The 25,585-nt window shown below is 66.5% G+C and carries 24 protein-coding genes; 8 read left to right on the top strand and 16 right to left on the bottom strand.

Going from position 1 to position 25,585, the window contains the following annotated elements:
- The first annotated feature begins 78 nt into the window (after positions 1-78).
- Entirely contained in the window at positions 79-1,428 is a 1,350-nt protein-coding gene (locus ACFVUS_RS41765) for a M20/M25/M40 family metallo-hydrolase (protein WP_387780404.1), read from the top strand.
- The gene (locus ACFVUS_RS41760; RefSeq protein WP_387780401.1) at positions 1,425-2,945 is read left to right on the top strand and encodes a YfcC family protein; all 1,521 of its coding nucleotides are present in this window, start codon (positions 1,425-1,427) and stop codon (positions 2,943-2,945) included. Before ACFVUS_RS41765 ends, ACFVUS_RS41760 begins: the two co-directional genes overlap by 4 nt.
- A 1-nt stretch (position 2,946) precedes the next feature.
- Here ACFVUS_RS41760 and ACFVUS_RS41755 read toward each other — a convergent pair whose 3' ends face one another.
- Positions 2,947-3,510 (bottom strand): TetR/AcrR family transcriptional regulator, encoded by a 564-nt coding sequence (locus ACFVUS_RS41755; protein WP_387780398.1) that lies wholly within the window; start codon positions 3,508-3,510, stop codon positions 2,947-2,949.
- Positions 3,511-3,619: 109 nt separating this feature from the next.
- On the opposite strand from ACFVUS_RS41755, the gene ACFVUS_RS41750 reads away from it, so the two are divergent.
- The gene (locus ACFVUS_RS41750) at positions 3,620-4,930 is read left to right on the top strand and encodes a family 1 glycosylhydrolase (protein WP_387780395.1); all 1,311 of its coding nucleotides are present in this window, start codon (positions 3,620-3,622) and stop codon (positions 4,928-4,930) included.
- Positions 4,931-5,365: 435 nt separating this feature from the next.
- Here the strand turns inward: ACFVUS_RS41750 and ACFVUS_RS41745 are convergent, their stop codons facing one another.
- Together ACFVUS_RS41745 and ACFVUS_RS41740 are read right to left on the bottom strand one after the other, a co-directional pair.
- Complete coding sequence (locus tag ACFVUS_RS41745; RefSeq protein ID WP_387780392.1) at positions 5,366-6,358, bottom strand: LLM class F420-dependent oxidoreductase; 993 nt, start codon at positions 6,356-6,358, stop codon at positions 5,366-5,368.
- Positions 6,359-6,467: 109 nt separating this feature from the next.
- Positions 6,468-6,923, bottom strand: a complete 456-nt coding sequence (locus tag ACFVUS_RS41740) for a MarR family winged helix-turn-helix transcriptional regulator (RefSeq protein ID WP_387780389.1) — start codon at positions 6,921-6,923, stop codon at positions 6,468-6,470.
- Between the two features lie 86 nt (positions 6,924-7,009).
- Between ACFVUS_RS41740 and ACFVUS_RS41735 the strand changes: the two genes are divergently transcribed.
- Both ACFVUS_RS41735 and ACFVUS_RS41730 read left to right on the top strand, forming a co-directional pair.
- Positions 7,010-7,333 (top strand): rhodanese-like domain-containing protein, encoded by a 324-nt coding sequence (locus tag ACFVUS_RS41735; protein WP_387780386.1) that lies wholly within the window; start codon positions 7,010-7,012, stop codon positions 7,331-7,333.
- Between the two features lie 81 nt (positions 7,334-7,414).
- Complete coding sequence (locus ACFVUS_RS41730; protein ID WP_387780383.1) at positions 7,415-8,137, top strand: dienelactone hydrolase family protein; 723 nt, start codon at positions 7,415-7,417, stop codon at positions 8,135-8,137.
- On the opposite strand, the gene ACFVUS_RS41725 is transcribed toward ACFVUS_RS41730, so the two are convergent.
- The 3 genes from ACFVUS_RS41725 to ACFVUS_RS41715 form a co-directional block, all read right to left on the bottom strand.
- Positions 8,038-8,940 (bottom strand): sterol desaturase family protein, encoded by a 903-nt coding sequence (locus ACFVUS_RS41725; RefSeq protein ID WP_387780380.1) that lies wholly within the window; start codon positions 8,938-8,940, stop codon positions 8,038-8,040. The two genes, ACFVUS_RS41730 and ACFVUS_RS41725, sit on opposite strands and share 100 nt — an antisense overlap.
- Positions 8,941-9,059: 119 nt before the next feature.
- Entirely contained in the window at positions 9,060-10,388 is a 1,329-nt protein-coding gene (locus tag ACFVUS_RS41720; RefSeq protein WP_387780377.1) for an MFS transporter, read from the bottom strand.
- Positions 10,388-11,023, bottom strand: a complete 636-nt coding sequence (locus ACFVUS_RS41715; RefSeq protein ID WP_387780375.1) for a GntR family transcriptional regulator — start codon at positions 11,021-11,023, stop codon at positions 10,388-10,390. Before ACFVUS_RS41715 ends, ACFVUS_RS41720 begins: the two co-directional genes overlap by 1 nt.
- A 180-nt stretch (positions 11,024-11,203) precedes the next feature.
- On the opposite strand from ACFVUS_RS41715, the gene ACFVUS_RS41710 reads away from it, so the two are divergent.
- A complete protein-coding gene (locus ACFVUS_RS41710; RefSeq protein WP_387780372.1) occupies positions 11,204-11,668 on the top strand; it encodes a PaaI family thioesterase in 465 nt (154 codons plus the stop codon).
- Between the two features lie 120 nt (positions 11,669-11,788).
- Here the strand turns inward: ACFVUS_RS41710 and ACFVUS_RS41705 are convergent, their stop codons facing one another.
- From ACFVUS_RS41705 to ACFVUS_RS41690, 4 genes are all read right to left on the bottom strand, one after another.
- Entirely contained in the window at positions 11,789-13,009 is a 1,221-nt protein-coding gene (locus ACFVUS_RS41705; protein WP_387780369.1) for a cytochrome P450, read from the bottom strand.
- A 196-nt stretch (positions 13,010-13,205) separates the two neighbouring features.
- On the bottom strand, positions 13,206-14,222 hold the full coding sequence (locus tag ACFVUS_RS41700) for an NADP-dependent oxidoreductase (RefSeq protein WP_387780366.1): 1,017 nt from the start codon (positions 14,220-14,222) through the stop codon (positions 13,206-13,208).
- Complete coding sequence (locus ACFVUS_RS41695; RefSeq protein WP_387780363.1) at positions 14,219-14,776, bottom strand: TetR/AcrR family transcriptional regulator; 558 nt, start codon at positions 14,774-14,776, stop codon at positions 14,219-14,221. Before ACFVUS_RS41695 ends, ACFVUS_RS41700 begins: the two co-directional genes overlap by 4 nt.
- Positions 14,777-14,782: 6 nt before the next feature.
- On the bottom strand, positions 14,783-15,475 hold the full coding sequence (locus tag ACFVUS_RS41690; protein ID WP_387780360.1) for a type 1 glutamine amidotransferase domain-containing protein: 693 nt from the start codon (positions 15,473-15,475) through the stop codon (positions 14,783-14,785).
- Between the two features lie 118 nt (positions 15,476-15,593).
- Here ACFVUS_RS41690 and ACFVUS_RS41685 point away from each other — a divergent pair, with 118 nt between their 5' ends.
- Complete coding sequence (locus ACFVUS_RS41685; RefSeq protein WP_387780357.1) at positions 15,594-16,520, top strand: LysR family transcriptional regulator; 927 nt, start codon at positions 15,594-15,596, stop codon at positions 16,518-16,520.
- Between the two features lie 39 nt (positions 16,521-16,559).
- Here ACFVUS_RS41685 and ACFVUS_RS41680 read toward each other — a convergent pair whose 3' ends face one another.
- From ACFVUS_RS41680 to ACFVUS_RS41670, 3 genes are read right to left on the bottom strand one after another with little or no spacing between them, the layout of a single operon-like run.
- Positions 16,560-18,326 (bottom strand): oleate hydratase, encoded by a 1,767-nt coding sequence (locus tag ACFVUS_RS41680; RefSeq protein ID WP_387780354.1) that lies wholly within the window; start codon positions 18,324-18,326, stop codon positions 16,560-16,562.
- A 38-nt stretch (positions 18,327-18,364) separates the two neighbouring features.
- The gene (locus tag ACFVUS_RS41675) at positions 18,365-19,225 is read right to left on the bottom strand and encodes a 3-hydroxyacyl-CoA dehydrogenase (protein WP_387780351.1); all 861 of its coding nucleotides are present in this window, start codon (positions 19,223-19,225) and stop codon (positions 18,365-18,367) included.
- Complete coding sequence (locus ACFVUS_RS41670) at positions 19,222-19,905, bottom strand: TetR/AcrR family transcriptional regulator (RefSeq protein WP_387780348.1); 684 nt, start codon at positions 19,903-19,905, stop codon at positions 19,222-19,224. Before ACFVUS_RS41670 ends, ACFVUS_RS41675 begins: the two co-directional genes overlap by 4 nt.
- A 115-nt stretch (positions 19,906-20,020) precedes the next feature.
- Between ACFVUS_RS41670 and ACFVUS_RS41665 the strand changes: the two genes are divergently transcribed.
- Complete coding sequence (locus ACFVUS_RS41665; RefSeq protein ID WP_387780345.1) at positions 20,021-21,340, top strand: hypothetical protein; 1,320 nt, start codon at positions 20,021-20,023, stop codon at positions 21,338-21,340.
- Positions 21,341-21,386: 46 nt separating this feature from the next.
- On the opposite strand, the gene ACFVUS_RS41660 is transcribed toward ACFVUS_RS41665, so the two are convergent.
- The 3 genes from ACFVUS_RS41660 to ACFVUS_RS41650 form a co-directional block, all read right to left on the bottom strand.
- Entirely contained in the window at positions 21,387-22,562 is a 1,176-nt protein-coding gene (locus ACFVUS_RS41660) for a hypothetical protein (RefSeq protein ID WP_387780342.1), read from the bottom strand.
- 82 nt (positions 22,563-22,644) lie between these two features.
- Positions 22,645-24,507, bottom strand: coding sequence for an APC family permease (locus tag ACFVUS_RS41655; RefSeq protein ID WP_387780339.1), 1,863 nt, complete (start codon positions 24,505-24,507; stop codon positions 22,645-22,647).
- Between the two features lie 168 nt (positions 24,508-24,675).
- Entirely contained in the window at positions 24,676-25,551 is an 876-nt protein-coding gene (locus ACFVUS_RS41650; RefSeq protein WP_387780336.1) for an alpha/beta fold hydrolase, read from the bottom strand.
- Positions 25,552-25,585 lie beyond the last annotated feature (34 nt).

Below are 25,585 nucleotides of genomic sequence, written 5' to 3'. Positions count from 1 at the left end.
CAACGGCGTGACCTGGCGGTTCGGCAAAGATCGCTACAGATTCGCTGATCTTGCCGCGCGGGGTGGTTTCATAGCGGGATGGATCTGCGGCCGGACCTGCGTGGCACTGTCGGCGACCTCATGCCCGAGCTGAAGGATCTGCTCGAACGGCTGGTCGCAATCCCCTCCATCGCCTTCCCGGACTATCCGAAAGAGAATGTGCAGCGCGCGCACGATCTTGTAGCGGATGAGTTGCGGAAATCCGGGGTCACGGATATCTCGGTGTTGAATCTGCCGGATACCTCCCCGGTCATCTACGGCCGGATTCCACCGCCGCCCGGCGCGCCGACGGTACTGCTGTACGGCCACTACGACGTTCAGCCCTCAGGTGACGAAAGTCTGTGGAATACACCGCCGTTCACGCCGACCGAGAAGGACGGCGCGATCTACGGTCGCGGGGCGGCGGACTGCAAGGCCAATGTCGTCGCGCATATCGGGGCGCTGCGGGCCTACGGCGGTAAGCCGCCGGTGGGGGTCACCATCGTCATCGAGGGGCAGGAGGAGTACGGCTCCGGCTTCGACGACTATCCGGGGGAGAAGCCGGATCTCTTCCAAGCCGATGCCCTGCTCATCTGCGATGCCGGGAACATTCGCGCGGGCACGCCCACGCTGGTGACCGCATTGCGCGGTGTCGCAGACGTTTTCGTCGAGGTGCGCACGCTTGCCGCCCCGGTGCACTCGGGGCAGTTCGGCGGTGCCGCGCCGGACGCGTTGCTCGCGCTGGTGGCCGGGCTCGCCACCCTGCACGATGCCGACGGCAATGTGGCGGTCGAGGGTATGCGCCGGGACAACTGGACCGGTGCGAACTACACCGATCAGGAATTCGCCGAAATCACCGGTATGGCACCGGGAATGCCGCTGCTGGGCACCGGTCCCATCGGTGAGCGCATCTGGTACGGCCCGGCCATCACGGTCATCGGCCTGGACGCGCCGCCGGTGAAAACCGCCGCGTCGGCGGTGGTTCCGTATGCCAAGGCGTATCTGAACGTGCGCGTGCACCCGGAGCAGGATCCGGCCGAGGGGCAGCGCGCGGTCATCGAACACCTGCGGAAGGTCAAGCCCTACGGCATCGAATTGACCGTCACCGGTGGTGATGTCGGCGCCGGATTCGCCGCCGGGACAACCGGTCCCGCCTACGCGGCCATGCGCGAGGCCATGGGCAAGGCGTGGAATACCGAGGTGGTCGACTCGGCCATGGGCGGCTCCATTCCGCTCACCAATTCCATGGCCGCGGCCAATCCGAACGCCGAGGTGATCATGATCGGCGCGGAGGACTCCAAATGCAATATGCACGGCTTCAATGAGCGAGTCCTGTTGAGCGAGTTGAGCAATACCGCGCTCGCCGAGGCCGAGTTCTTCCAGCTATTCGCGAACAGGATGCGCAAATGAGCGACACCACGGTGGCCGCGCCCGCACCGAAACCCGCGCAGCACAAGAAGAAACGCGGCTTCCCCTCCACCTACACGATTCTGGCGGGCGTCACGGTCGCGGTATGGCTGGCGGCCTTCGTGATTCCGCCGGGCGCGTACCAGGTGGACGATAAGGGCCACACCATCGCCGGGTCGTACCACCGCATCGAGGGTGCGAAGGGTTTCGGCGAGCGCCTGCGGGATCTGTTCCTCGCGCCGGTGAACGGGCTCTACGGAATTCAGGGGCAGGATGGGCAGGTCGCGCCGGACAGTTCCGGCTCGCTGTACGGTGCGGCCGCGGTGTTCCTGTTCGTGCTCGCGGTGGGCGCGTTCATCACCGTCGCCTTCGCGACCGGGGCGCTGGACAGCGGGATCGGGCGGCTGGCGTACAAGCTGCGCAGCCGGTCCTTCCTGTTGATCGTGGGCATCATGGTGGTGTTCGCCATCGCGGGCACGGTGGAGGGGTTCGCGGAGGAAACCCTCGGTTTCTACGCGCTATTGGTGCCGTTGATGCTCGCGCTCGGGTATGACCGGATGACGGCGGTCGGGGCGATCATCGCCGGTGCCGGTGTGGGCGTGCTGTGTTCCACGGTCAATCCGTTCGCCACCGGCACCGCGTCGTCTGCGGCGAATGTGGCCATCGGAGACGGCATTGTGCTGCGGCTGGCCATGCTGGTGGTGCTCACGATCGTCACCGTCGCGTATGTGCTCTGGTACGCGCGGCGGGTCAAGAATGATCCGGACAAGTCCTGGTCCGGGTGGCAGCCCGGGGATCGGGATGTGAAAGCCGAAGAGCACGAACCGGATCCGATGACCGCGCGGCAGGTGGCGGTGCTGTGGCTGGTCGGGCTCACCTTCGCGTTCATGATCTTCGCGATCATTCCGTGGGGCACGGTGATCAATGGTCCGGACGCGAAATCGTTCGTGTGGGAACTGGATTGGTACTTTCCCGAGCTGACCGCGCTGTTCCTGGTGGGTGCGGTGGTGATCGGGCTGGTGGGCGGGCTCGGTGAGGGCAAGATGTCCGAGGCCATCGGCAAGGGGTTCGGGGATTTCGTCGGGGCGGGCATCGTGATCGTGCTGGCGCGCGGGGTCACGGTGATCATGAACAACACCCAGATCACCAGCACCGTGCTGCACGCGCTGGAAGGCGTGGTGACCGGGACGTCGTCGGCGATGTTCGCGGTGGCGGTGTTCCTGGTGAATGTGCCGCTCGCATTCCTGATTCCGTCCACCTCGGGGCATGCCACGCTGGCCATGCCGATCATGGCTCCGCTCGCGGATTTCGCGAATGTGCCGCGCTCGCTGGTGGTTACGGCGTGGCAGTCGGCGTCGGGGTGGGCGAATCTGGTCACGCCGACCACCGCCGTGGTGACCGGTGGTATCGCGCTGGCCAAGGTGCGCTACGACCGGTACGTCAAGTTCATCGCGCCGCTGATGGGGATTCTGTTCGTGCTGATCTGTGTGTTCCTGGCGGTCGCGGCCTGGATCGGCTGATTCAGCGAATCAGGTTGTGCCAGCACTGTTCCAGGTGTGCGGCCATATCGAAGCTGGGATCGATGAGCCAGCGCGATTGCAGGCCGTCGGCGAGGGCGAACAGGGTGGTGGCGGCGGCATCGGGGTCCAGGTGCGCGGGCAGTCGTCCGGCATCGCGCAGGGCGCGCAGGGAGTGTGAGAAGCCTTCGATGCCAAGGCGATACCGGTCGCGCATGTAGTCGTGGGCGGGGTGGCGGGGGTCGGCGGCGGCGGCCTGCATATGGGTGAAGAGTTCGATCAGCCCGGGTACCAGGGCATTACGCCGCACCACGTCGATGAAGGCTTCCGGGGTGTATTCGGTGGCGGCCGCGACGTCGGTCTCATCGCGGCGGCGCAGCACGGCGACGAACAGTTCCTCCTTGGAACCGAAGTAGTGCAGCAGTCCGCCCTGGCTCAGGCCGACCGCCTCGGCCAGTTCGGCGATCGAGGTGGCCAGATAGCCGCGCTCGGCAATGGTGCGTAGCGCGGCGTCGAGAATCTGCTCTCGCCGTTCGATGCCCTTGCCATAGGGTCCCCGTTTCGCCACGCACCGAGTCTAAGGCCAGGTCCGGGGTGTTCTTGCCACTCAAAACCGAGCGCTGTACGGTTTTCATTGCGGCTGCTGCCGCGCCCGAGCGAAGGAGAATCCGGTTCCGATGCGTGTCCGTCCTCGATATTTCGCCCCCGCCGCGCTGGTCGCCGCCACCCTCGTCCTGGGCGCGACCCCCGCCGCCGCTCGCCCCGCCCCGCCGACCCAGGTCGCGCCGCTGGGCGGTGATTTCCTCTGGGGTGTGGCCGCGTCCGGCTTCCAATCCGAGGGTGACGCCCCCGACAGCAACTGGTCGCGCTATGTCGCACAGGGCAAAACCGACGATCCGTACCGCGATTCCATCGACTTCCACTCCCGCTTCCGTTCCGATATCCAGCTCGCCAAGAACCTGGGCGTGAAGGTCTATCGCATGGGCATCGAATGGGCGCGCGTTCAGCCGCAGCCCGGCGTATGGGATGAGAACGGCCTGAAGTTCTACGACGACGTCATCTCCACCATCACCGCCGCGGGCATGCAACCCATGCTCACCCTCGACCACTGGGTCTACCCCGGCTGGGAAGTCGACCGCGGCGGCTGGAACAACCCCGCCATCGTCTCGGACTGGCTCGCCAACGCCCGCACCGTCGTAGACCGCTACGCCCATTTCAACCCGCTCTGGGTCACCTTCAACGAGCCGGTCATGTACATGCTCAACGAAACCCGCCACGGCGGCATCTCCGCGGCCGCCATCCCCAGCATGACCGACCGAATCGCCCAGGCACACAACGGCATCTACGACTACATCCACCAGGTCCAGCCCGGCGCAATGGTAACCAGCAACGTCGCCTACATCCCCACCGCCGAAGACGCCATCAACGGCCCCCTGATGAACGCGATAGCCGCGAAGCTGGACTACATCGGCATCGACTACTACTACGGCATGTCCCCGGACGACATGCGAGCCATCTCCACCGAACTCTGGAAGAACTCGCTACAGCCCGAGGGCATCTACTATGCCCTGCAACACTATTCGCGAGCATTCCCCGGCAAGCCCCTCTACATCGTAGAAAACGGCATGCCCACCGAAAACGGCCTCCCCCGAGCCGACGGCTACACCCGAGCCGACGACCTCCGCGACACCGTCTACTGGATCCAACGCGCCAAATCCGACGGCATGAACGTAATCGGCTACAACTACTGGTCCCTCACCGACAACTACGAATGGGGCTCCTACACCCCCCGTTTCGGCCTCTACACGGTAGACGTCCTAACCGACCCCACCCTCACCCGCAAACCCACCGACGCAGTCCCCGCCTACACAGCCATCACCACCAACAGCGGCGTCCCGTCCGACTACCACCCCACCCGAGCCCCCAAGCCCTGCTCCCTGGTAGACGCCCTCGCCAGCTGCACCGACCCCGTCACCGTCCCCCGCTGACTTGGAGCCTGCCGGTGTGCGACTAGCCGAGATACGGTGCGGTGCGCTGCTCTGCGTGATGGCGAAGCCGTAGTCGTACCGTGTCGTGCACCGGCACGCGGACGGATGTATCGGGAATCGGGCAGCTGTGGGACGAGAGTCAGATCCGTCAGGCAGCTTCGCGACTGGGGTATGACCTCGCCGGCATTGTGGTCTACGACCCCCGATCGGGGCGGGGGTCGTTGGCTCGGCTTCGGGCCCAGGTGAGCAGGCTCGATGCTGAGGCTGTAATCGTGCCTGGGGCTTCGCATTTCACTGAAGGCCGGGTGCCGGGTGCGTTGGCGCGGCAGGTTGATGTGGTCACGGTGCACCCGGAGGGGGTTCATGCGCGGCGTGTTGGGGATGTGATGCCCGGTGTTGCTCCCGGCTTGTAGAGGCCGGGAGCTGTGGGAGCGGTCAGCGGAGGGCGGGGATTACTTCGTTTTCGAAGATTTCTATGCCGGTGGTGTCGTAGGCGGCTTCGGGGAAGTAGTGGATGCTGTAGGAGAGGCCGAGATCTTTTGTGCGGGTTATGTTTTCGATGATCTGGTCGGGGGTGCCTACGGCGGGGCTGTTGCGGAAGAGGCTGTCGACGTGGGACTTGGCGGCTTCCTCGCCGAGGGTTTTGGCGAAGCGGGCTTCCAGGTCGGTGAGGCGCTGCTGGACTTCGGAGTCGGTGGCGCCTACCAGGGTGTTGAAGTTGGAGCTGCGGGTTATGGCGTTGAAGTCGGTGCCTACCTTGTCGCAGTGGGCGCGCAGCAGCTCCGACTTGTGGGTGAACTCCGTCGGATCGCCCGAGAAGTTGGTGTACTGCGCGTACTGCGCGGCAATCCGCAGCGTCACCTTTTCGCCGCCGCCCGCTACCCAGATGGGAATTCCGCCCTCCTGCAAGGGAAGTGGGCGGACGATGGCGTTGTCCACCTGGTAGTGCTTGCCGTCCAGGGTTGCCGCGCCGGTGGTCCAGGCCTGCTTGAAGATCTGCACGCCTTCGTCGAGGCGGCCGAGACGTTCACCGGCGGAAGGGAATCCGTAGCCGTAGGCGCGCCATTCGTGTTCGTACCAGCCACCGCCGATGCCCATTTCCACGCGGCCTCCGGAGATGAGGTCGACGGTGGCGGCGACCTTGGCGAGGTAGGCCGGATTGCGGTAGCTGATGGCGGTGCACATCTGGCCGAGGCGGATGCGGGAGGTGGTGGCGGCGAAGGCGGACATCAGGGTCCAGGCCTCGTGGGTCGCCTCCTCGGTGGGGACCGGCACGGTGTGGAAGTGGTCGTACACCCAGAGCGATTCCCAGTCCGCGTTCGCGTCCGCGCGCTGGGCGAGACCGCGCATTACGTCCCACTGTGCGGCGGGGTCGATATCGACCAGGTCCAGCCGCCAGCCCTGTGGGATGAAGATGCCGAAACGCACGAGTTGTCTCCTCCGTATGGATGGATGGGTCCGGCGGTCCACCCTTCCCCCTCGTCAGCGGGAGGGCAACTATTCGACTCCGAGCGCGCCGAACTCTCAGGCCTGGTGATTACCGCGCTGTCGGATCGGGTAGCTCGGCGGGGCTGAGCACCTTGCGCAGGGCATTGGCCACCGTCTCCAACTCCGCGTGATCGAGCTGCCCGCCGAAGCGGCGTTCGATACCCGCGAGATAGTGCGGAGCCGCCTCCCGGAACCGTTCCCGCCCCCGCTCGGTAATGCCGACGAACGCCGAACGCCCGTCATCGGGATTGGATTCGCGACGCACCAACCCCTGCGCCTCCATCTCGGTGATCAACCGGCTCACCCGGGTCCGGCTGAGCACCACCCGCTCACCCAGATCACTCATTCGAAGTCGATCCGGCCCATCGAGTTCCAGCAGGACGTCGTACCAGCTCAGCGGTAGCCCGGTGGCGCGCCGTAATTCGGCGTCGAGCTCGGGCACCAGTTTGGCGTGCACCTGGAGCAGCGCGGCCCAGGCGGAAACGGCGGGGTGGGATTTCGGCACCGCCCCAGCATAACCGGTTGCGTGCGCGCGCACATAAGTAGTAGCGTGCACACGCACATACTTTTGTGCTCGGGAAAGGAAAGACCATGACCACGTTGATCACCCGCGAAGAACTGGCCAGGGAGATCGAGGCCGGATCGGTGACGGTGCTGGACGCCCTCGGCGGCGAGTACTACGCCAAAGCTCATCTACCCGGCGCGCTCGCCCTGGTGGAGGCCGACGTCGACACACTTGCCCCGCGACTGCTGCCGGACAAGACCGCCGCCATCGTCACCTACTGCTCCAACGCCGCCTGCCCCAACAGCCAGAACGTCGCGGGCAAACTGGAGCGACTCGGCTACACCAATGTCCGCAAATACCGTGACGGCATTCAGGATTGGTCCGAGGCCGGTCTACCTATCGAGCCCTAACCCGGGAGAAATCGTCCCAGACGGACTACTATCCGCAGCAGTCATCATTCGGTGTTCGCATACTGCGGAGGGGGCTCGTCGATGAGCTCAATGCAATTGGACGCGCCCGACGGGCCCATCGAGGCCTACCTCGCCACACCGTCGGGCGACGGTCCCTGGCCCGGCGTGGTGGTGCTGCACGACATGCTCGGCATCGGCACCGCCGTGCAGAAATCCACCCGGCTGCTCGCCGACCACGGCTATCTCGCCATCGCACCGGACCTGTTCTCGCGCGGCAAGGTTCGGTGCGTGCCGGGCATGATCCGGGACCTGATGGGCAATAAACGCGATGGCATCGCGGTCCGCGACATCCTGGCCGCCCGCGCCCAGTTGACAGCTGATCCGCGCTGCACCGGCAAGATCGCGGTGGCGGGCTTCTGCCTCGGCGGCGCGTTCGCGCTCCTGGTGTCCACCGAGGGCTTCGACGCGGCAGCGCCGTTCTATCCCGCCGGCCGCGGTAATTACGACGAGATGCTGCGCGGCACCTGCCCGGTGGTGGCCAGCTACGGCACACGCGATCCCCAGAACATCGGGCGCGGGCCGAAACTCGAGCGCGTCCTCACCGCCGCCGGGGTGCCGAACGATGTGAAAACCTATGCGGCATCCGGGCATTCGTTCGCCGACGACCATCCGGGGCAACCGCTGCTGAAGGTGATGGGCCTGGGCTACAACGCCGACGCCGCATCCGACGCCTGGCGTCGCATCTTCGCCTTCTTCGATACCCACCTGTCGCCCGGCGACCAGCCCGGCGGACCGAAGGAGTAACCGAGCCAGTCCCGAATTCGCCTGCTGGAGCGCAGATCCCGCCACAGCGCGCCGAACTCGTAGTACTGCAACGTGAGGACATTGCCGCTGTCGATGTTCTTGGTCAAACCGTAAGTGGGACGGAAGGTTTCGGCGCGGAAGGTGCCGAACAGCCGATCCCACAGAATGAATATGCCGCCGTAGTTCCGGTCCAGATACTCCGGATCGCTGGCATGGTGCACGCGATGGTGCGAGGGCGTGTTGAACACGAACTCGAACCAGCGCGGCAGCCGCCCGATGGTCTCGGTGTGTACCCAGAACTGATAGATCAGATTGAACGACCAGGCCGTGAACACCATCCACGGCGGAACGCCCAAGAGCGGCAGCGGAATCCACGCCAGCAGTTCGAACCAGGGATTCCACTTCTGCCGCAGCGCGGTCGCGTAATTGAAATACCGGCTGTTGTGGTGCACCTGATGCGCCGCCCACACCACCCGCACCCGATGCGAGGTGCGGTGGTAGGCGTACCAGAGCACATCCACCGCGAGAATCACCGCGACCCAGCTCAGCGGATTGCGCGGATCGACCTGCCATGGCGCGTGCACGTACAGCACCGCGTACCCGAGCAATGCCACGAATTTGGCCGCCCCGCTGACGAAAACCGACACCAGACCCATGACCAGGCTGTTGCGCGCATCGGACCTCTCGTATCCGGTGCGCTCGTCACCGTGCGCCCGCAGCGAGAAGATCTCCACCACCATGGCGAGCACGAAGAACGGGATCGCATACGTCACGGGCTGATTGATCTGGTCCCACAGATTCACGGCGACTACTCCACTCCCGCGCCGATGTGCGCGCGGTCACTACATCTGCACCGACTGTAAGGCCCGCCATGCGATCTCCGGAAGCCCGCGTTTCCGGAAACGTTTGTGCTGCCGCATCCTCAGCCCCGGCGACAGCGCGTGACCAGCGCCAGACAGCCCACCGCCAGCGCGGTGACGACGCCGAACATGACCGGATACCCGACCCCGGTCCCGTCGTGCAGCATCGCCATCACGGCGGGAACGCCGAAGCCCAGATAGCTGACCGCGTAGAAGACGGCGGTCAGACCCGCGAGATCCTCCGGCCCCGCCATGCGCTCGATCTCCAGCAGCCCGGCGACCAGGCCGATGCCGAACCCCATGCCGAGCACGGCGGCGGTGGCAATGGTGAGCCACAGCGTGAGCGCCCCGGAAGCGGCCGCGGCCAACACCATTCCGGCGATGACCAGAATCAGCGCCAGCACGGGCAGCCGAATGGTGCCCGGCCGATCCAGCTTGCGCGCCACCGATTGAATGGCGAAACCACACCCCAGCGTGATCACGGTGATGAGCGCCGAGAACGCGATGGGCGCACCGTGCACCCGCGGCATCATCAAGGTCGGCATGATCGCGTAGGCGGTCGCGGATGAGGTGAACAGCCACAGCGACACCGGCAACGCGACCAGCCGGAACCGCCGATGCGACGCGGCCGGAACCTTGAGATCATCCAGCAGCCGGGCGGTAGTCGGCACGGGCACCAGGGTTTCCGGCGTCCGCGCCAGTGCGGCCGCCGCCGCCAGGCACAATCCCACATTGATCAGATAGGGCAGCACATCCGGTAGCGGCCCCCACTGCGCCAGCACCCCCGCCACGCCCGCACCCACGCCGAACCCGCCGGTGAGGCTCATGGCCGAACGCCGCGCGCCCAACCCGGACGCGTTCTCCGCCGCGAACGGCGGCTGCGAAAGCTCCTTGAGCCAACTGCTGCCCACCGCCATGGCCAGGCCGATGGCGACACCGCTCAGCACCCGCCCGGCGGAAAGCATTGGCACCGAAGACGACCCGAACGCCAACAGCAACGACCCCGCCGCCGCGATCAACGGCGCGGGCCGCATGAGCCGCCCCCGCCCGTACCGATCCGACAGCGGCCCGCCGATCAGGAGCGCGGGCACGATCCCCAGCACATATTCGAACAGCAACAGGTCAACAGTGGTGACCGGCAACCCGTCCCGCTTGTACATCACCAGCAACGGCGTGAATTCGTTTCCGCCCCAGGCGATCGCGAAGATCGCCGCGCTGACACTGATCCACGCGCGTGAGCGGCTCGTGTTCGCCGGGGCGGGTCGATCCAGGACCGCGATGGCGGTGCGACCGGTTTCGGCGCTGACCGGATGTGATCCCGAAGCCGTCCCGGCGGGGCGGCCGAGGTCGCCGCCGATGATACCGCCGTAGGTGTTGTCGGAGTTCGCCATCACAGCCCTCTGATGGTCACACCGTGCACGTCCATGAGGTGCTGGGCGAGGGCGGTGGCGAAGCCGGTGGTGTCACCGGATTCGATGAGGTCGGCGAGGCGGGCGTGCTGGGCGATGATGCGATCGGTGTGGATTTCGCCGTGGCGCAGCGCGACGCTGTTCATGCGGCGCTGGCGTTCGCGCAGGGAGTCGTAGAAACCGGCGAGCAGGGGATTGCCCGCGGCGACCACGTATTCGCGGTGGAAGTCGGCGTCGACGACGGCGAATTCGTCGAGGTCTCCGCTGGCGGCCAGGGCGCGCTGGCGGTCCAGTGAAGCGTGCAATCGGGCAATGAGAGCCGACCGATCGGTCTCCGCAAGAGCGCGCACCGCACCCGTCTCGACGACATAGCGCGCCTGTGTCACGTCCTCGGCCTCATGCGAGGGCACCGGCACCACCAGCGCACCGCGCTTGGGGTACAGCTTCATCCAGCCCTCGGTCTCGAGCCGCAGGAACGCCTCCCGTACCGGTGTGCGCGAGGTGCCGAGCGCGGTGGCGATCTCGCCCTCGCTGATCAGCTCGCCGCCGGGGAGTTCCCCGTTCAGGATGCGTTCCTTGACCTCGCGGTAGGCCCGCTCGGCGGATGAATACGTCATAGACACAAGTCGCATCCTAGGTATCCGACCGGTCGGATTTGCTGGGATGTGGCCGGTCTCACCGCCCTGCCGTGTCAACCTGGAAGCCGCGCCGACCCGGGGACTTGCGCGCGCCGAACCTTTGCCACGATGATCTGTGCTGTTGGCATGCCGCCAGTAAGTCAGACAGGGAGGTCCCGCATGGCGAATGACGCCACCCCGCCGCTGAACGAAATCGTGAACGGCGCACTCGAATTCACGATTCCGATCGCGCACAAGATGGGGGTCAAGGCTACCGAGGTCCGGCCCGGCTACGCCGCCACCAAGGTTCCCATCGAGGGCAACGGCAATCACTTCGGCGTCATGTACGCGGGCGTGCTGTTCACCGTCGCGGAAATCCTGGGCGGTGCGCTCGCGGTCGCCAGCTTCGACGGCGCGCTGTACTACCCGCTGGTCAAGGACCTGCACATCTACTTCCGCAAGCCCGCCGCCACCGATGTGACCGCGGTCGCCGAGCTATCGGAGGCCGAGATCGCTCGGATCGCCGAGGAAGCCGAACTGAAGGGCAAGTCCGACTTCACCCTGAAGGCGACCGTCACCGATGCCAACGGCGTCGTCGTCGCCGAGACCGAAGGCATCTACCAGCTGCGCGCACACCGCAAGTAGGCCAAGCGCCCGGTGCCGCATACCGACACCGGGCCACCGTCCGGCCGGGTCATCCGGCCGGGGTGAGTCGGCCATACCGAAGTGCCCGTGCCAGGTCGTGCCCGGGTGCGCGGAGCGCGTTCAGGTCAGATGCAGGGGGAGTGACCGGTGCCGGCGCACGAAGATGCTCGGAAACCATTGCGGAGGCGCGTCATCCACGAGGGTGAAGCTTTCGGTGCGGTCCAGCAGCGCGGTCAGCGCGGCGGTGGCCTCGAGTTTGGCCAGCGCCGATCCGACACAGAAGTGCACACCGCGGCCGAAGGCGAGATTGTTCGCACCGCTGCGGCGATCCAGATCGAGGATTTCCGGGTTGTCGAAGCGGGCCGGGTCGCGGTTGGCGGCGCCCCAGGAGAGCAGCAGGTGGCTGCCCGCCGCAAGCTCGGTGCCGCCGAGCGTGGTGTCCGCGGTGACATGGCGGTGATGACCCCGGAAGGGTGCTTCCAGGCGCAGCGCCTCATCCAGAAACGCGGGCAGCAGCGCGGGCTCGCGGCGGAGTTCTGCTTGCAATTGCGGGTTTTCGGCCAGCAGGCGGACGGCATTGGCGATGAGTCCGGCCGAGGATTCACCGCCCGCGCCCACCAACTGCACCAGCACCAGCACGGCGACGGTATCGGTCAATTCCCCTGCGGCACAGGCTCTCGCGAGCACTCCCAGTAGGTCCTGGCCCGGATTCGCCTCGGCCGCTTTGAAGGTGGTGTAGAGATAGCCGGTGAGTTCGGCGGCCGCGGTGACCGATCGGCCGAATCCATCGGAATCGACTACGCCGCCGAGCATTTCGGTGCTGTCATAGGCCCAGGTGAGCAGCCGGGGCACATCCTCGTTCGGCAGCCCGATGATATCGGCGACCAGGGCGAGGGGAAGCCGGTCGGCAACGGCGGTCGCCCAGTCGATGCGGTCGTCGCGAGCATGCTCGGACCACAGGCTGTCCACCAGATCGCGGACGGTGGGTCCGATACCGCGAATTCGCTTGGCCAGCAGCGGCTGTACGAGTTTGCGATGCGCCAGGTGGGTGGGATCGTCCGCGGTGGCGAGCACGTGCACGGCCTGGCCGCCGCCATCCATGTCGAACGTCACGGGCGGGCGGTCGGGCTGCCGCAGCAGCACCCCGGTCAGGTTGGAGGAGAAGGCATCCGGCCGCCCGATCGCCTCGGCGACCAGATCCCAGGACGTGACCAGATGGAAGTCCGTCCCCGGAATCCGATACACCGGCGACTGTTCCCGCAGCCGGTCATACAGCGGGTACGGATTGTCCAGGTGAACGGGATCGAAGATATCGATCGCGTCCGGTGCGGTCTGCGTCATCGGCACACCGTCTCCGCTGCTGAATCGGGTGTCAACAAGTGTCTCCGGATGAGATGACAGTGCATCGGCCGGAGGGCGGAGAACCGCCGCGGTGGAAATGAAATACGCTGGTGAAGGTATGAATTCGCCGCGAGACAGAAGCTGTCGCCTGTCTCGCGGCGAGATATTCGAGGCCGCCGCGAGCGCGGTCGGATCTCTACCCGTTGTGCGGCAGGCGCACCAGCATCTTGCCGGTATTGGCACCGCTCATCATGGCCGTGAACGCGTCCAGCGCCTGATCGATCCCGTCCACCACGGTCTCCTCCGCACGCAGTGCACCGTCGGCCAGCCAGCCCGCCGCCTGTCCGATCCACTCGGGCGCCTGATGCAGATGGTCGGTCACATTCATGCCGCGCAGGTTGATTCGCTTACCGATGGCCAGCGGCAAATGGGCGGGTCCGGGGGCGAGTTCGGTGTCGTTGTACACCGAGATGGCCCCGCACAGCGCGATGCGCCCGTACCGGTTCATCGCCACCAGCGCGGCGTCGAGGTGATCGCCGCCGACATTGTCGAAGTACACGTCGATGCCCTCGGGCGCGGCAACGGCCAACTGCCCCACCAGATCACCCTCGCGATAGTCGATGGCGGCGTCGAAGCCGAATTCGTTCAGCAGCCGCGCGGTCTTGGCCGGACCACCGGCCGAACCGATCACCTTGGACGCGCCGAGCCGCTTGGCGACCTGTCCCGCAATGGAACCCACCGCTCCCGCCGCGCCGGAGATGAAGACGACATCACCCTCCTTGACCGGAGCGACCTCGGTGAGACCCGCGTACGCGGTGATGCCGGTGGTGCCGAGCACACCCAAATACGCTTGCGCGGGCGCGATTTCGGCATTCACGACCTGCGCGGCGGCGGCATCGAGCAGCGCGTATTCCCGCCAGCCGTAGAAGTGGCTGACGACCGTGCCGACCGGCACATTGTCCGCGCCCGAGGCCACCACGGTGCCCACGGCCCCGCCGGTCATGGCCTCGCCGAGCACGAAGCGCGGAATATAGGATTCGACATCGTTCATCCGCCCGCGCATGTATGGATCCACCGACAGCCAGTCGTTGCGCACCAGCACCTGCCCCGGACCCGGATCGGGCAGCGTCACGGTGGCGAGCTCGAAATCGCCGGGCTTGGGCTCGCCGAAGGGGCGGGCGATCAGACGCCATTCACGGCTGTCGACGGTCATTGCTGTTCTCCTTCACAAGTTTTCGATGGTGCGCCGAGCCCGGCCAGGACGGCGTCGGACGCGGTGCGCAGTAGATCCGGGCGGCCCGCCGAGAGCAGGCCGATGGTGGTGGCCAGCACGATCCGAGCGGCGTCCTCCGGTCGCTCCAACCCGGCCTCGGTGAGCAGACCGGTGAGCAGTTCGTGCAGTTCATCGGTGAAGCCGCGGCAGATATCGCCGCAGAGCCGGGCCTGTTCGTCGAGCAGTTCGGCGGCGTGCGGTGAGCCCGCGAACGGTCCCGCCATCAGCTCGGCCTTGGCGGTGACAATGCCGAAGACCCTGTCCGCCAGGGGAATCGGCGCGCTCGCCGATTCCCGTGCCGAGCTCAGCGCCCGGTCGTGCAGCCGTTCGGCGATGCGCCGCACGGCATCGTCCTTATTGCGTACGTACTGATAGACCGCCGACCTGGAAACGCCTGTCTCAGCGGCGATATCGTCCATGGTGGTGCGCCGCGCCCCGTACCGCAGCAGGCAGCGCAGGGTGGCGTCGAGTACATCGGCGGTCCGGTCGGGCATGGTGACTCAGAGCGCCTTCAGCAGCTCCGCCGCCAGCGGGGCGGAGGAGGCCGGGTTCTGCCCGGTGTAGAGATTGCGGTCCACCTCGATATGCGGGGCCCACGGCTCACCCGCGCGGAAGTCGGTGCCCAGTTCGATGAGCCGATCCTCGAGCAGCCATTTGGCCTTGTCGGCGAATCCGGCCTGGGTCTCCTCGGCATTGGTGAACCCGGTGATTCGGTAACCCGCGAACGGCGACTTGCCGTCCGCGTCCGCGGTGGCCAGCAGCGCGGCCGGGGCATGGCACACCACGCCCAGCGGCTTACCCGAAGCCAGTGCGGCGGTGAGCAATTCGCCGGAGACGGGATTGACGGCGAGATCCTCCATCGGCCCGTGTCCGCCCGGGTAGTACACCGCGTCGTAGTCGGCGAGATCGACCGCGCCCAGCTCGATCGGCGAGTTCAATTCGGTTGCCTTGCGCAGGGTTTCGGCGATCTTCTCCGCGCCCTCGGGGCCGCCGTTGGCCTCGGGTGCGAGACTGCCGCGATCGATCGGCGGCACCACCGCGCCCGGGGTGGCGACGACGATATCGTGCCCGGCCGCCTTGAACGCCTCGTAGGGCGCGGCGAACTCCTCGGCCCAATATCCGGTGGGATGCTGGGTGCCGTCGGCCAGCGTCCAGTGGTCGACGCCGGTCATGACGAACAAGACCTTGGCCATGATGCTCCTCGCTCAGAACGGTCTCTTACCGATGAACTGACACTCCGTATGCGGAATGTCAGGTTGTCGGGTTCCACCGTAGGGACGTGAACATAGATCGACCAATAGACTCGCCTATATGAGACATAGGCAAACCGATGGATCCGTGGATTTGGCGCAGCTCCGGACGTTTCTCGCCGTCTACCGGGCCGGCTCGCTGACCGCGGGTGCGAGCCAGGTCGGCCTCTCCCAGCCTACGGTGACCACCCAGCTGCAAGCCCTGGAACGACAGCTGGGCCGCCCGCTCTTCGAACGCCTGCCGCGCGGGGTCAGCCCCACCGCGGCCGCCCACGACCTCGCCGCTCGGGTGGCGGATCCGCTCGACGCGCTGGAAACAGTGGTCGCCGAGTCACCCGAGGGCGATACCCCCGAGCCGCCGGTGCTGCTCGGCGGTCCGGCCGAACTGCTGGCCGCGCTCACCCTGCCCGCACTGGCCCCGCTCATCGCCCGGGGCATCCGGTTCACCGTCACCACCGGGCTGGCCGATGATCTGCTCGCCGATCTGCGCCTGGGCAAACTCGATCTGGTGCTGTCCACCATTCGCCCGCGCGGGCGCACGGTACTGGCCGAACCCTTGGCGGATGAGGAATTCGTGCTCGTCGCCGCACCGCAGGTGGCCGCGCGTATCGATATCGAGCGGCTGCGCGTCAATGATCTGGCGGGGGTGCCGCTCATCAGCTATGCGGCGGATCTGCCCATCCTGCGCCGCTATTGGCGGCATGTGTTCGACACCCGGCTGGAAGCCGAAGCGGCCCTGGTGATTCCGGATCTGCGCGCGGTGCTGTCCGCGGTCGTCGCGGGCGCGGGGCTGTCGGTGCTGCCGCGTTATCTGTGCGCGCGCGAACTCGACGCGGGATCGATTGTGACGCTGCTGGATCCGGAGGATTCGCCGATCAACACGGTCTATCTGGCGCGCCGTGTGGGTGGCCCGGCCCGGCCGCATATCGATCTGGTGCGGTCCCGGTTGCTGGAGGCGGCGGAGATATGGCGGGCCTGCGTGCACTGAGCACGCCGACCCGCCACATCGCCGAAACGCGCTGCGGCGCTACTTATCCGAGATCAACCCGAATTCGGTGAGCAGCTCGCCCACCTCGGTCGAATCGAGGCGTTTGAACAGCTGTTTGCGCAGGATCTGCGGTCCGGGCAGATCGATGGCCTTGCCGTCCCGTAGTCGGCTCGTCGCGGCCAGCAGCGAGCGAATGTCGTAGGTGGAGCCGAAGACCTCCGGCACCCCGCGCTCGATATTCAGCAGTTGATACGCCGCCTCCATACCGGTGCGCACCGAATACTCGGTGGTGAAGATGCAATCGCGGCTGGTCTCGGAGAACTGCCCGATGAACGCGAAGTTGACCGACCCGTCCGGTACCACGTTCGGCCGGTCACCGGCCTTGCGCGGCATGAAGAACGCGGTCACGTACGGCATCATGCACGGTACGCAGGTGGCGGCGTTCGCGGCCAGTTCCGGAATATCGGCGACCGGAACACCCATGTGGTACAGCCATTCCTGGGTGATCTCCTCGCCCGTGCACTCCTGCATGGTCTTCTTCACGTAATCACCGGGCACGTCCACGAACAGCGAATACACCCACACCACGATCTGATCCTTGGGCTGCTGTTTGAAGTGCGGCTGGCGGTTCACCGTCCAGCTCATCAGCCAGCTCGAATCCTTCACCGTGACAATGCCGCCGGTGACGACCTTGCCGCTGAACGGATCTCGCTTACAGATCTTCTGAATGTATTCGGGGATGCGCTGATCCAGCGTGGTGACGGTGGCCGATTCCCATTTGGTCTTCTCGATATCACCCGCGAAGACCTCCGGCCGCCCGAATGCCGGATCCTTGGCCGCGAGGGTGCGCCACAGATCCCAGGCGGGCGCGGGCCCCTTGTTCAGCTTGGCCGGGGTGTCCTGATCGCCCTCATCGGAATTCTCGGTGAGCGAGCCGATGGTCATGAGCAGCAGATCGTTCTCGCTCAGGTCCACCCCGCCCTCGACGCCCTCGGACACCCAGTGAATCCGCTTGGCCTGCTTGCGTTTCGCGCTCAGGTCGAAGTCCACATCGGTGACCGTGGTGTCGAACTTGAAGTTCACGCCCTGATCCAGCAGCCACTGGTACAGCGGCAGCACCAGCGATTCGTACTGGTTGTACTTGGTGAACTTGAGCGCCGAGAAGTCCGGCAGACCGCCGATGTGGTGGATGAAGCGATGCAGGTACAGCTTCATCTCCAGCGCGCTGTGCCACTCCTCGAAGGCGAACATGGTGCGCCAGTACAGCCAGAAGTTGCTCTGCAGGAAGTCTTTCGAGAAGACCTCGTCGATGCGCTTGTCCTCCATCTCCTCCCGCGTGGCGAGGAAGACCTTGACGATCTCCTTCTGCGCCTTGTCATTGAGGGTGAACAGGCCATCGGTGTGCGCGTCCTGACCGCGTTCGACGGTGGCGCGCTGCAACGAGAAGTTCGGATCGTCCTTGTTCAGCCAGTAGAACTCGTCCAGCACGCTGGCGCCGTCGATCTCCATGGACGGAATGGTGCGGTAGAGATCCCAGAGGCATTCGAAGTGGTTCTCCATCTCGCGTCCACCGCGAATGACGAAGCCCTTCTTGGGTTTACGGATACCGTCCAGCGCACCGCCGGGCAGTTTCAACTCCTCCAGAATGGTGATCTTGTTACCCGGCAGCTGCCCGTCGCGAATCAGGAAGGCCGCTCCGGACAGCGAGGCGAGGCCGGATCCGACGAACCACGCCGTCTTGCCGTCGACCCCCTCGGGCTTACGCGGTCGCGCGAAGGCCTCGTAATTGCCGCTGCTGTAGAACATTTGACTCCCATCCCTGGTTGTTTCGAACGTCGGGCGGATCACTTGCCGTACTTGTAGAAGCCCTCCCCACTGGCGATGCCGAGCTTGCCCTTGCTGATGTAGTTGTCCTGCAACCACTTCGCGAGGTGCTTACCGTTCTCGTCGCCGTTGACCAGCATGTTGTACGGGGTGGTCAGGCCGACGATGTCGAGAATCTGGAACGGTCCCGCGGGCGCGCCGGTGGCGATGCGCCAGGTCTTGTCCACCGTCTCGGGATCGGCGTAACCGTTCGCGCCCAGATCCATGGCGGCGTTGAGCAGTGGGATCAGCAGCGAGTTGAGAACGTAACCCGCCTTCTCCTTATGCAATTCGATCGGCACCATGCCGATGTCCGTGGCGAAGTCGACGACCGCCTTATAGACCTTCGGGTCGGTGGCGGGGGTGCCCATCACCTCGGCGGTATTGAACTTCCACACCTGATTGGCGAAGTGCAGCGCCAGGAATCGATCCGGGCGGCCGGTGAATTCCACCATGGCGCTGGGCAGCAGGCTGGAGGAGTTGGTGGCGAAGATGGTGCGCTCGGGGGCGTGTTCGCCGAGCTTGGTATAGGTGTCCTGTTTGATCGAGAGCACCTCGGGGACCGCCTCGATGACCAGGTCGGCGTCCCGAACCGCCTGTGCCAGATCGGAAGTCAGCGTGATGGCGGACGCGGTTTTCTCGGCCTTACCGCCGCCCGCGCCGTTCACCTCACCTTTGTAGATGGCCGCGAGTTTCTCGAAGCGTTCGCTCGCCGCCTTCAGCGCGTCGTCATTGATGTCGTACGCGGTGACGTCGAAGCCGCTGAACGCGGTCTGGAAGGCGATCTGGGATCCGAGTACACCGGTGCCGAGTACGGTCACCTTGCGAATATCGATGGTCAATTACCGCTCCTCTGTTGGGGTTTGGTGACGGACGTGTGCAGGGCCGCGAAGAATCCGGCCACGATCTGCGCGATCTGCGCGCGCAGATCGGTGAGCGGGTCATATCCGGGATGCGCCCCGGTCGCCGGCCGGGCCAGCGCCAGGTGCAGCACCGCGAAGACGCTGCGCCCGGCGAGCCGGGAAAGCTCTTCCAGCCGAGGCGATTCCAGTCCGCGGGCGCGGGCGTCGACGGCGAGCCGGTCGGCGATCATGGCCTCCAGTCGCGCGACCAATGCCAATCCCTCGACGCGATACCTGTCCTGTGGCGGGCCGAAGAGCAACTCGCGCTGATAGGCCACGGTGTTCTCGGCGCTGCGCCCGGCGGACCGCACGGTGGGCCGGATGAGTTCGAGCACCGTTTCCACCGGATCGTCGTGCGCGCGGGCGCGCTGCTCCGCCGAGTCCAGCGCGGATCGGAAATCCGCGTTGTAGACCATGAGCAGTAGTTCGCCCTTGGAGGCCGCGTAGCGGAACAGTGTGCCCGCCGCGATATCCGCGCGATCGGAGATCTGCTGGGTGGTGACGCGCGCGAAGCCTTTTTCGGCAAACAGTGCGGCGGCGGCGTCGAAGATGCGGCCCTGCTTATCCCGCATACCGCGTGCACGCCGTCCCACCTGCGTGGATTCCTGCGGCACGGGCACTGGACACCTCCGGATCGCCCTCGAATAATGAGCGGACTCATTTCCGAGCGTACCCATGGCTACCGAATCCGCAACCCTCCGGCACAAATTAGCGACTGCACAGTATGTTGTGAGGGTGCGTCGTCTGCGCGACCTCGTGGAAGTGGTGACCGCGTTCCTGGCAGCGGCGGTCGCCTGCCTTTCGGTGATGATGCCCGTTGACTTCGCCCGGGTGGCCGGGAGTTCGGCACTGCACCAATACCTGCTGGTGGTGAACGTGCCGCGCGCCGATACCGCGGGCGCGATCTCGGCGGTGGTGGCGGTGGTGCTCGCGGTCTCGCTCGGGGACACCCGGCTCACCTGGATCTGCGCCAGCGTCACCGGAATCGCCTTGCTCGCCAATGCGGTACTGAGCCGGCGGCTGGACTCCGATGTCTCGCTGACCACCTCCAACTACATGGACTCCATTTTCGGCGGCGTGCTGCTCGGGCTGATCGGCGCGGCCGTGCTGCGCTCGCGGCGCACCGGCGCGGCCTTCATGCTGGGCGCGGTCGCCAGCGTCGTCCTCGGCGACCTGACCGAATTGCCGAGCGCCGAAGCCACTTACACCGGGGTCGGCACCGATTCGCCGCCGATATGGTCGATTTTCGCGGTGGTGGTGCTCATCATGCTGTCCACCTGCTGGCATCGCCGCCGGCGCGTGGAGATGGTGCATGAATTGGACGCGCCGTTCGGGACGGTGGTGGCCGGAGCCATCGGGGCGGGCTCGACTCTGCTTGCCGCCGAATGGTTCACCGGGAATCAGGTCGATACGCTCGTCGCGGTGGTGGCGGCCGGGGCGACCGTGGTGGTCGCCATTCTCACCGCCTTCATACTCACCGGGCGCGACGGCGGCATCATTCTCATCGGCGTCGGCCTGGCCGCGGTGGGCAGCGCCATTGTGGCTGTGCCACGGCCGAGTTGGGTGCATCCGCTGCTGTTCGTCGCGGTCGCGGCGGGACTGTGGCTGGGGGATAGGCGGCGCTTCCCACTGGTCGCCATGGGGTTGATCGCGGGCCTGGCGCTCTTCGCGGCGCTCGCCCCGACCTCCGAGCAGAATCGGGTGATTCCCTCGATCGGAGCGCTCGCGCTGGCCGCGATCACCGGATACGGCTACGGGGCAACCCGGCCCGCGCTCTTACAGAATCGGGTGCTCGGCATCGCGGTGCTGTTCGTGCCGTCGGTGGTGCTCGCGGTGCGCGGCGCACAGGACACCCTGGCGGGCTATTCACACCTGTGGTACCGCTCGCCGTCCACCACGCACGAGCCCAAGGCCGGATGGATGGCGCTGGGCATCGCGCTCGGCTGCGCACTGGGGCTGATCTGGCTGCGCAAGGTCCGGCCCGCCACCCGGCCGCGCACCGTGCCCGCGGAAGCGGTTCGGGCGCAGGATGATCCGGCTCGCGAAGGTCGGTAGCGCGAGGGCGGCGCCACGCGGCCGGGAGCCGGTGACGCCGCGTTGATCAGTAGCGCAGTACCGCGATCGAGGCGGGGGCGTTGGCGCTCTTGAAGAGTCCGGCCAGCGCCTCGGGCGGCAGCATGTAGACCGCGCCCTTGTTCTCCAGCGTTTTCACCGTGGCGTATTCGGTCAGGTCGATCACCGAAGTGCCGGGCTCGGAATGGGTTTCGACGGCGTCGGTCATTTCGTCGAAGCGGCCCCACTCCACCGCGCCATCGGTGAGCAGCAGCGTCTCCACCCGGCCCTGGAAGGCCGCGCGCACCACCTCGCCGATGGTGACCGCGATCTTGGTGGGTCCGTCGGCCAGCAGCAGCGCGGCGCGTTCCAGGGCGGCGCGCTCACCGGCCTCGAAGTGCGGGCGCACCACCTGATACGCGGTCTCGTGCAGTTTGCCGTTCAACAGGGCGGCGGGATTCTTCTCCACGGTGCCGACCAGCAGCGGGCCCAGGGTGCTGCGCTTCTTGAACTGGCCGCCGAGCTCCGGATCGGCGATCAGCACCAGCGGGATGGCCTGATCGGCCAGGCGGCGCTCGACCGCCGAGGCGACCTTGCCGACCCAGTCGTCCAGTACGGATTTACGCCAGTCCGTTGGTGTTTCGCCATACGCCTGGGTGGAGGTGGTGGCCTTGCCGCCGGTGTGCGGGCGGGCGGTCGGGCTGGCCAGGATCCGGCTCTGATTGTCCTCGTCGAGGTTCTCGGTGGGACCGCCGGGCAATCCGGCCGCCGGGTCCGGGGTGAGCGCGAATTTGGAGCCGTCGTACAGGGCCGCGCCATCGGCGGTGAGCGTGAGCACCGCGAACTTGCCGTCGGCGGACAGCAGCGGCAGCAGCGGCTTCACGTAGAAGCCGGGTTCGATATGCACCTGTTCGGTGAAGGTGAGCGGCACGGTGAAGCGGTATTGCGAGCCGTCCGCACCCAGGAACAGCGCCAGACCCTCGTCCTGGTGCTGCCAGAACGGATAGTCGTCCAGCAGTGCCTCGCCCGGGGCGAGCAGGGCGTCGGCCTCGCGCTTGCCGACACCGTCGGCGATGAGTTTGGCATGCGCCTCGGTGAGCAGATTCCGGAGCCGGATCGGGTCCTGACGGGTTTCCGGGCCGCTGCTGTGCGTGGGCAGATAGATGGAGACACCGCGGCCGGGGGCGGCGGAAATGAGCGTCGACAGGTCGGACTGATTGAACATCGGCCGTCCTTCGGTAGAGGTTGGTTGGTCGATCCTCATGCAGGTTTTCGCCAGCCTACGCCCAGTCCGAACCGGGCACAGGTCAGTGCACTTCGATCGAGATGGTCGCCGCGATGGCATCGGTATGCGCTTCCACGGCCGCCAGGATGACCGGGACACGCTGATTGTGCAGCAGCTGATCCCGGGCGTGCCGCGGCTCGATCCGGGGTAGCAGCACCACCACCTGACGGTCCGGACCGCACAGCTCACGGGTGTAACCGACGATCGGATCGACCATGCTGCGATGCGGACTGGGCAGCACCTGGAGCTCCAGTCCGGGATTCCAGCGCTCCCAGTCCGCGGACAGCCGCTTGGCACCGCGCGGATCGATGGCGATGGCGATCGGGCGCACCTCGTCACCCATGCGCAGCGCCGCCGACAGCGCCTTCTCGGTGAGCTTGCTGACCGCGGTCACCGGCACCACGACCACCACCCGGCGACGGGAATCCGAGTGCGGCCGTGGCACTTCCCCGCCGAAACCGAGCTGGGCCCCGATGCGCAGGTAATAGCGCTCGATCCGGGCGAACAGCAGGATCAGCGCGGGCACGATCACCAGCAGCAGCCACGCGCCCTCGGTGAACTTGCCGACGAAGAACACCACGGCCGCGACCGCCGTCAATATCGCGCCGAAACCGTTGAGCAGCATCTTCCACGCCCAGCCCGGCCCGTGATCGGTGATCCAGTGCCGCACCAAACCCGTTTGGCTGATGGTGAATCCGACGAAGACGCCGATGGCGTAGAGCGGCAGCAGTCGATCGGTATGCGCGTCCGAAAGTATCAGCACCAGCGCCGCGACCAGTGCCAGCGCCACCACGCCGTAGCGGTACACCGGTCGCTCGGCGCGCAGCGCGAACAGATGCGGCAGGCGATGGTCCTTGGCCAGCAGGCTCAGCAGCACCGGCAGACCGCCGAAACTGGTGTTCGCGGCCAGGCCCAGCACCAGGGTGATCACCAGATTCGTCGCGTAGAACAGCCAGCCGGTGCCGAACGCCGCCGCCGACAACTGCGACAGCACGGTGACCTGACCGCGCGGCAGCACATGGTGATGCCGGATCAGCACACCGAGCCCGATCAGCATGGCGCCCAATAGGATTCCGAGCATCATCTCGGTGCGCTGCGCGCGTTTCACCGCGGGCGCGCGGAAGGCCGGAACACTGTTGGCGATGGCCTCGACACCGGTCAGCGATGAGCTGCCCGCAGCGAACGCCTTGAGGAACAGCAGCGCGCCGAGGCTTTCGGTGACCGGGAAGTCGCCGGGCGCGGTGCCGATCAGCGCCACCGGCTGCGATCGGGCCAGCCCGACCACGATGATCGCCACCACGGAGGCGATGAAGAGCGCCGCGGGCAGCATGAGCACCTTCGCCGATTCGGCGATCCCCACCAGGTTCAGCACCATGATGACCGCCAGCGCGATCAGCGTGCAGGACAGCAAATGCGATGCGACGAAAGGGAATACGCTCCCCAGACTGGCCGCGCCCGCCGCCAGGCTCACCGCCACGGTCAGCACGTAGTCGACCACCAGCCCCGCCGCCGCCAGCAGACTGACCGGCCGCCCCAACCGCGTCTTGGCCACCGCGTACGACCCGCCCCCATCCGGGTACACCGCGATGACCTGCCGATACGAGACCACCAGCACCAGCAGCAGCACGGTGATGGCGATGGTGATCGGCAGGGTGAACCGCACCGCCGCGCCCCCGGCCGCCGTCAGTGCCCCGACGATCGCCTCCGGCCCGTAGGCCACGCTCGACAGCGCGTCCAGCGATAGCGCCGCCACTCCGCCCAGCGCCGTCAGCCGAAACGCGTCTCCCCGTTGCATCCGCCGTACATGCGGATCGGACACCGGCACCACCCGGGGCGGCAGCGGTTCGGACTCGTCGGTTTTCCCCGACTTACCGTCGGCGATCATGGTTACGAGGCTAGCGCCGCACCGGAGGGATTCACGTCCCGAGCCGTTCGCCCCCGTAGTCCCGGCGCGTTTTTGGCCGGGACCCACACCGGTCGGTGCGGTACCGCGGCGTGTGGATCCCGGCCAAAGGCATGCCGGGATGACGAAGGTGAGGTATTCGCCCGGGTATCAGTCCTGGATCGGGTTCGGGGCCGTCGGTGCGGCGAGGAAATCGCGGAGGATTTCGGTGAAGCGTTGCGGGGTTTCGACATTGGGGCTGTGGCCCGCGTTGTCGATGAGTTCGAAGCGTGCGCCCGCGGCGGTGTAGCGGTCGCGGGTGGTGGCCCAGTCGTACATACCGTCGAGGCGGCCGTGGATGACCAGGGTGGGCAGGGCCAGGCGGCGGAGCTGCCGATCCAGGGGGTCGGCGGCCAGGGCTTGGCGGCGGACCGTGGTGACCTCGCGGTAGGCGCGCCAGGACATGGCGCGATGGTCCAGGAACATCTGGTGCGGGCTGGGGACCGCGCCGGATAGTTCGAAGCCGGGGGCGAAACCCTCCCGGAGGGCTTGGCGCACAATCGGTTCGGGGGCGAACCGCTGGATGAACCGGGCGACCGGGCCGAGGGCGAGCAGCGGTGCTCCGGCGGGCACGTGCAGATAACTCAGGTCCGGGGCCTGATCCAGAATGATGATCTCGGTGATGCGGGGCGAGCGCGCGGCCACGGCCAGCGCGGCGTCCGCGCCCCAGGAGTGTCCGCACACCGCCACCTTGGCGACGCCGAGTTCATCGAGCACCGCGGCCAGCATGCTGCCCTGTCCGTCCTGGCCGAATCCGGCTTCGCCACCGGTGCAGCCGAATCCGAGCAGATCGACGCGGATCACCCGATAGGTATCGGAAAGCAGCGGTGTGACCGCGTCCCACCAGTGCAGCGAACCCTCGAAACCGTGCAGCAGCAGTACCGGTTTGCCGTCGGCCGGTCCGTCCTGGCGTACGTGGACCCGGCGGCCCTGCACGGTGATGAGGTCACCGATCCGGGCGCGTGACTTGGTCTCGGTAGACGTCATTGTCCTCAGCACCGGCTTTCTCCAGTCGAACGGT

The sequence above is a fragment of the Nocardia sp. NPDC058058 genome, from assembly GCF_042885355.1.
In the GTDB taxonomy this organism is placed as follows: domain Bacteria; phylum Actinomycetota; class Actinomycetes; order Mycobacteriales; family Mycobacteriaceae; genus Nocardia.
This window is presented reverse-complemented; position numbering and strand designations above follow the sequence as displayed.